At 39.7% G+C, this 6,043-nt stretch carries 3 protein-coding genes; all 3 read right to left on the reverse strand.

Going from position 1 to position 6,043, the window contains the following annotated elements; genetic code table 11:
* Positions 1-8: 8 nt before the first annotated feature.
* Entirely contained in the window at positions 9-1,064 is a 1,056-nt protein-coding gene (locus AC1DND_RS16100; RefSeq protein ID WP_477583108.1) for a sulfatase-like hydrolase/transferase, read from the reverse strand.
* Positions 1,065-1,454: 390 nt separating this feature from the next.
* Positions 1,455-3,902 (reverse strand): outer membrane beta-barrel protein, encoded by a 2,448-nt coding sequence (locus AC1DND_RS16105; protein ID WP_477583110.1) that lies wholly within the window; start codon positions 3,900-3,902, stop codon positions 1,455-1,457.
* 29 nt (positions 3,903-3,931) lie between these two features.
* Positions 3,932-5,869: a M56 family metallopeptidase gene (locus AC1DND_RS16110; RefSeq protein WP_477583112.1), complete on the reverse strand. Its 1,938-nt coding sequence runs from the start codon at positions 5,867-5,869 to the stop codon at positions 3,932-3,934.
* Between the last annotated feature and the right edge of the window lie 174 nt (positions 5,870-6,043).

Here is a 6,043-nt window from a genome sequence, read left to right on the forward strand (position 1 = left end):
GCAGATAGTTATAAATGCAGATAGTTATAAATGCTATTGCCATCGAGTGGTGGGTATTTCTTTATCCCTGCCAGTTCCATCAGCGTCGGATAAAAGTCTAAATTGCTTACCGGCAAATCAGATTTTGATGCGGGTTTTATCTTTCCTTTCCAGATAAAAGCCAAGGGCACACGGGTACCACCTTCAAAATAACTACCTTTGCCAGCTCTTAAAGGATGCTGAAAGGTAACTTGATTAAACCCGCCATTATCCGAAGTAAAAATGATAAAGGTATTATCAAGAACGCCTTGATCTTTTAACGCTTTTAATAAGATTCCGATATTTCGATCTTCGTTATTCACCATTGTAGCATAGGCTTTATTGGTCTGTTCATCATCGCTCTTATTGGCAAATTTGTACAACAAACTGTCAACCTTCTGGATCGGGCTATGTACAGCATACGTGGCATAGTACAAAAAGAAAGGTTTGGTCCGATCTAATTTTTTAAGGTAATCAACAGTCTTATCTACAATTAAATCGGTTAGGTATTTATCATTTGGGCCATCAAGTTCTATATTTTTGTAAGGTGGATAATAACTTGCTGGCGCACCCACATGTGAGCCACCAATATTGTAATCGAAGCCATAAGGTAATGGATTATCGCTCATGTGCCATTTACCCGCAATGCAAGTGCTATAGCCGTTTTCTTTTAATACTTGGGGAAGAATTTTAAACCTGGGATCAAGGGTCTCTTTGTTTTTAACGGGAATTAACTTCCTGTCTTTACTTTGACCGCGTTCTGATGTGCCAACTGTATAAATACCATGTCGGCTTTGCCATAAACCAGTTAACATGCTTGCCCGGCTTGGTGCACAGTTAGATGCCGAAGCATAACCATTGGTAAATATTAATCCTTCTTTTACTAATGCATCTATTACCGGCGTTTGATAAAATTTAGACCCCATAAATCCGGTATCTTTCCAGCCCATGTCATCAATATTGATAATCAGTATATTGGGTTTTTGCTGGGCAATTGAATAAAAGGAGAAAATTGATAATGCCAGGAGTAAAAGACCTTTTTTCATTAATTATGATTTTGAACATTAAAAATCAAATCTATATTTTTAGTAGGGTATTATCAAAGAAATACTCAAATAATGAGAACCAGCTATAAAAGCATTTAAATAAACAAATTGTAGATAGTTAAACCTATTATTTTATAAAGCAACTGCTACAGCTTCTAAGTAATAGCAACGGGATCTCATTTCGAAACCTTAATTCCTGCTTTTATCCAGGGTAAATTAAACCCGACCAATAGCGTTATCCCTCCCGGTTTTACATCGGGATTCAAAGGAATTAAGCAAAGGGCGGCACTAGTGGAACCGAAGCACTACAGGCACTGCTTTTCAAAAAATGATCAATTCTATAGATCCCTCCATTTCGCTGTGCACCAGTCGGGATGACGAATTGTTCCATTAATTCTTCACCCTGTTCTTTTCTGCATCGGCACCAGAAGACTCGTGTTTAGCTGGCGAAGAAAAAGCTTTACCAAAACGGTAACTATAACTCACCAGAACCGACCTCGAATCCTGACGGTTAACCCAGTTTGCTTCTGTGTTTGCCAGATTATTGATTATACCATTATAAATACGGGTTCTGAAAATGTCGTTAGCGGTTAATTTCAACGTACTTTTTGCTGAAAGTTTTTTCTGCACCGCTGCACCGAACTCATGTACTTCACCCAATAAAAACTGTACATTAGATAGTTTACTTTGGTAACGCATATTTACCTCTGCATTCCAGGTCGGACTGATTTTGAACAGCAAATTCGGATTTGCTCTTAAATAACTTCCATTGGTAACCAAAAAACCTGTGTAGAAATCTGTTTTTGAAACTATTTTTGCATACTCAACATAAGCATTCAGCTTAACCCATTTGGTGAGGTCGATCTCTGCATTTACCGAAACATTGGCCACTCTTGTTTTGCCCACATTTGCTGGTCTGCTGTAATAGGTGCCATTTAAAATTTCTATGGTTTCGTTAACCTCGTCCCGCACCCAGCTGTAACCAAAAGTTGTGGTAATCTTACTTTTATATGTATGCGACAGTTCGATACTTTGCGTAAAAGAAGGCTTTAAAAAAGGATTACCAACATAATAGGTAAACTTATCCAGAGGAGAAAAGAATGGATTAAGGTCCTGATAATAGGGACGATCGATCCTTCTTCCATAATTCAGTCCCAGTTGATTGTTTCCTGCAGTATCGAGTTTATAGGAGAAATAAAGCGTTGGAAATAAACTGTTATAGGTTCTTTTAAAACTCGAATCGGGTTTGATCAGATTGCCCAATTGATGTCCGTTAGAAACCGTGTTTTCATACCTCAAGCCAGCCTGAAGCGAAAACCGCTTTCCTTCCCGGCTCATGTTCAGGTAAACCGCATTGATGTTTTCTTCATATAAAAAGTGATTGCTCTTTTCATAATCGGCATTGGTTTTCCCGTTTGCCGTATTAAAGTAATCCGCAATATTATCGGTTTTGGTATAAGCGGTTTTAACACCCGCATCAAGCTTCCATTTATTTTCCAGTGGATGTGAATAATCAGCTTTAGCGGTATAGATATCAATATTTGAAGGCAGGTTACCTGTTAAAATATCCTGGTATTTTAAGGCTCCACTGGGCAGATAACTGAAGTTGTAGTAAGTTTGATCGGTTTGATTCCGGTAAAGCAGATAATCAGCATCAAAAGTCAATTCTCGTCCTGCCTGCTTAAATTTGTGCCTGTAATTTAAATTTACACCCGCATTCTGGTATTTGATCTGATCGATATTTTCAGCCCTGATGACCGAATCCAATTGCATAGAAGCATTGGATAAATTACTCGTATTGTTGTTTACCTGTTTCGAAATCCGGTTCATTCCGGTAAGTACCACGCCCCAGGTTGTGCGGTCTGATGCATAATAATCAAGTCCTGTTTTCAAATTAAAGGTATTGCCATGCCTGCGGAAATAAGAATTTTGATTGAAGTAGGATTTGGCACTACCATCATCATTTTTATATTTCCTGTTCAGATCAAGATCGGTAAAACTGTTATTTAAATTATAACTCAGGTTACCAAAAACGTTGATCTTATCCTTACGGTAATTAAAGTTGAAACTGTTGTTCGAGCGACTTAATTCGCCTTGATTTAAGCTCAGGTTAATCCCTCCATTAAACCCAGCGATTTTGGTTTTCTTGGTTTTGATATTAATTACACCTCCATTGCCAGCAGCATCGTACTTGGCAGGTGGATTGGTCATCAGCTCAATCTGATCAAGCGAAGAGGAAGGCAGCGAACGCAGGTAATTATCCAGATCGGCACCCGATAAATAGGTTGGTTTATCATCAATAAAAATAGCCACCCCACTCTTGCCTTTGAGCGAGATTACCCCATTCTGATCTACATTTACCCCTGGCGATTTGCTTAGCACATCCAGTGCGGTTGTGCCTGCATTGGAGATCAAAGCATCAACATTGACAACAGTACGATCTATTTTCCGCTCTACAAAAGCTTTCTGAACCGAAATATTCACCTCTTTTAAATTGGTTGCTCCAGCTCTGATCTTGATGTCGGCCAAATTGATCACAGCGCGATTGGCAGTTAAAATCAAGGTATCGGTTTGATAAATAGGTGAACCTACAACCGATACCTTGATGAGGTATTTTCCATAGCTAAGTTTATCAAAGCTAAACAGTCCATCCTTTTCAGTGAAGGTTGTTTTAACCAACACCGAATCTTTAAGCAGTGCAGCTGTGGCAAATTCTATATTTTTCCCATCGGCATCCAATACACGACCGTAAATTCTGGATTGAAGAGTTTGGGCTTGAGCAAAGGTAAGGGCAATATTCATCCATACGGCTAAAAAAGCCATGAGCTTAAATTTCATGATGTGAATTGGGTTAGCGCTTTTAGAACTTAGTTTTTATTGTTTTCGATCAGGAAATTATACATCAGCGAATGATTTTCATTTTTCAAAAATCTTTGCTTGTATTTTTTCTGCACATCAGCATTTTGTTTTACGCCATTTACAATTAAATCGTCTTTATTGAGTTTGTACGACAATTTATTGGTACTGGTAATAATGCCGTCTTTCATCAATTGCTGATTGATTTCGTTGGTATAATCGTGACCATCTCCGTTGGCTACAGTTTTCGAAGTAACCGTTCGCTGTACGCCTGTTCTCGTACTTGTTTTTGGGTTATATACAGGGGGCGTTGGAGGCGTAGGTGGAACTGGTGGATTGGTTGGAGCTGACGGAACCGAAGGCAACGGTGGTGCCGGCGGTACAGCATACGCAGCGCGGGGTGCCCTTGGTGCTCTAGGTGGGCGTGGTGGACGTGGCGATCTTGGTGCACGGTTTCCTCTACTCTCTTTATCATCCTGGGTCCATTTAGCGTCTTCCTTTGCCCATTTATCAACCTCTTTTGTCCAATTGGCATCTTCTTTTGCCCATTTGGCGTCTTCCTTGGCTAATTTAGCATCTTCTTTTGCAAGTTTCTCGTCTGCGATACGGAGTTTTTCATCGGCTATTCTTGCTTTAGCATCTTCATTCCGCATTCGCTCATCCGCTATTGCCTTTCCAGCATCGTCTTTTCTGGCTTGCTGATCGGCAATTCTTGCCTTTACATCTTCATCCGTTTCGCTGTTTTTGCGTTTTTCGTTTAACTGTTTCAATTGACGATCCATTTTCGAATTGATTTCCTTTTCTAATTGATCGGCAGATTTCCCTTCAACAGGTTTAGATTTTTTCGCTGTATCCTGTAAAACCTGTATTGAAGTGGATATTTTTTTTCTGGTAACTGTTTTTGCATTGCCCACGCTCTTGAACGCAGCACTGCAAATCACAACCGATACCAGGGCGATGGTTAATATTGTCTTTTCCATTTTGTTTAAAGTTGAATTGGTGTTGAATAACATCCTGCTTGCTCTATGCAGCAGGCTACCTTTCTTACCCGTTATCGCCATGGCATAAGCAGGTGCACGCTGCTTAAACTCCTGGCAGAATATGAGGGCCTGAACGTAGTTTTTGCGATCGCTTACACAGGCAATGGCCAAATCATCACAGCAATGTTCGCGTTCTGTTTTTATTAATTGTGATACCCAAAGTACCGCTGGGTTAAAGAAGAAAACAATTTCGATAAAACTTTGCAATAGGTTTACCAGGTAATCTTTACGTTTAATGTGGGCCAGTTCGTGAGAAAGAATAGCCTCAACTTCTGCATTTGACAGGCCGGTAAGCAAACCTAATGGGATCAGAATTAAGGGTTTAAAATGCCCCACAACCATTGGCGCCTGCGCAATACCTGATTGCATGATTTTAACCGGTTGACTTAAACCTAATTTTTCGGCCAACATAGCTAACTTTTCATCCCACTGTTTACCTGCAGCATAGGTTTTATGTTTACGCAAATGATATACACCATTTAAACCTACCACTAACTGAACACTTTTTCCGCATATAATTAAAAACCAGATCAGTACAATCTGATATGCATAGGCGTTCCATAGAGAAAGAATTTTGTTCAGTCCCGAATACATATCATGCTGAACGTTTGCAATTACAGGTTGATCGGTAGCCCCACTTGGGAGATTAATCGCCACCTGGCTGGCTATAGAACCTATAGGCTTTTGCAGTTCTTTGTAAAAGGTGAAGAATATAGCCACAACAAACAAGGCCAAACATATGGTGAGGAGGTTATAACGCATTGCCGCGCTAGCTTTTCGGGTAGTAAACATCACCAAACCAGCAAGCAAGGCCAATATTACCCCAAGCCATAGTGAGTGGAATAAAGTAGCACCAAGGGCATGAAGCCAGTTTTCGGGTAAAAGGTTAATTAACTTAAATTCCATCATTGTGGTTCTTTAGAATCTGTTATTATTAATTATTCCATGCTATCCAATAGCCGCTTTATCTCTTCTATTTCCTGTTTAGAGGTTTTTTCGTTACCCAGAAGCTGCATCATTAACTGCGAAGCGGATCCTTTATATAAGGTATTTACAAAACGGTCTAACAACTGAACCTTGGTT

The sequence above is a fragment of the Pedobacter sp. 01N416 genome (assembly GCF_056399685.1).

What these genes read in the sequence shown, in the direction of transcription:
- AC1DND_RS16100 (WP_477583108.1), bottom strand. Translation starts at nt 1,064, where the DNA reads ATGAAAAAAGGTCTTTTACTCCTGGCATTATCAATTTTCTCCTTTTAT.
- AC1DND_RS16105 (WP_477583110.1), bottom strand. Translation starts at nt 3,902, where the DNA reads ATGAAATTTAAGCTCATGGCTTTTTTAGCCGTATGGATGAATATTGCC.
- AC1DND_RS16110 (WP_477583112.1), bottom strand. Translation starts at nt 5,869, where the DNA reads ATGATGGAATTTAAGTTAATTAACCTTTTACCCGAAAACTGGCTTCAT.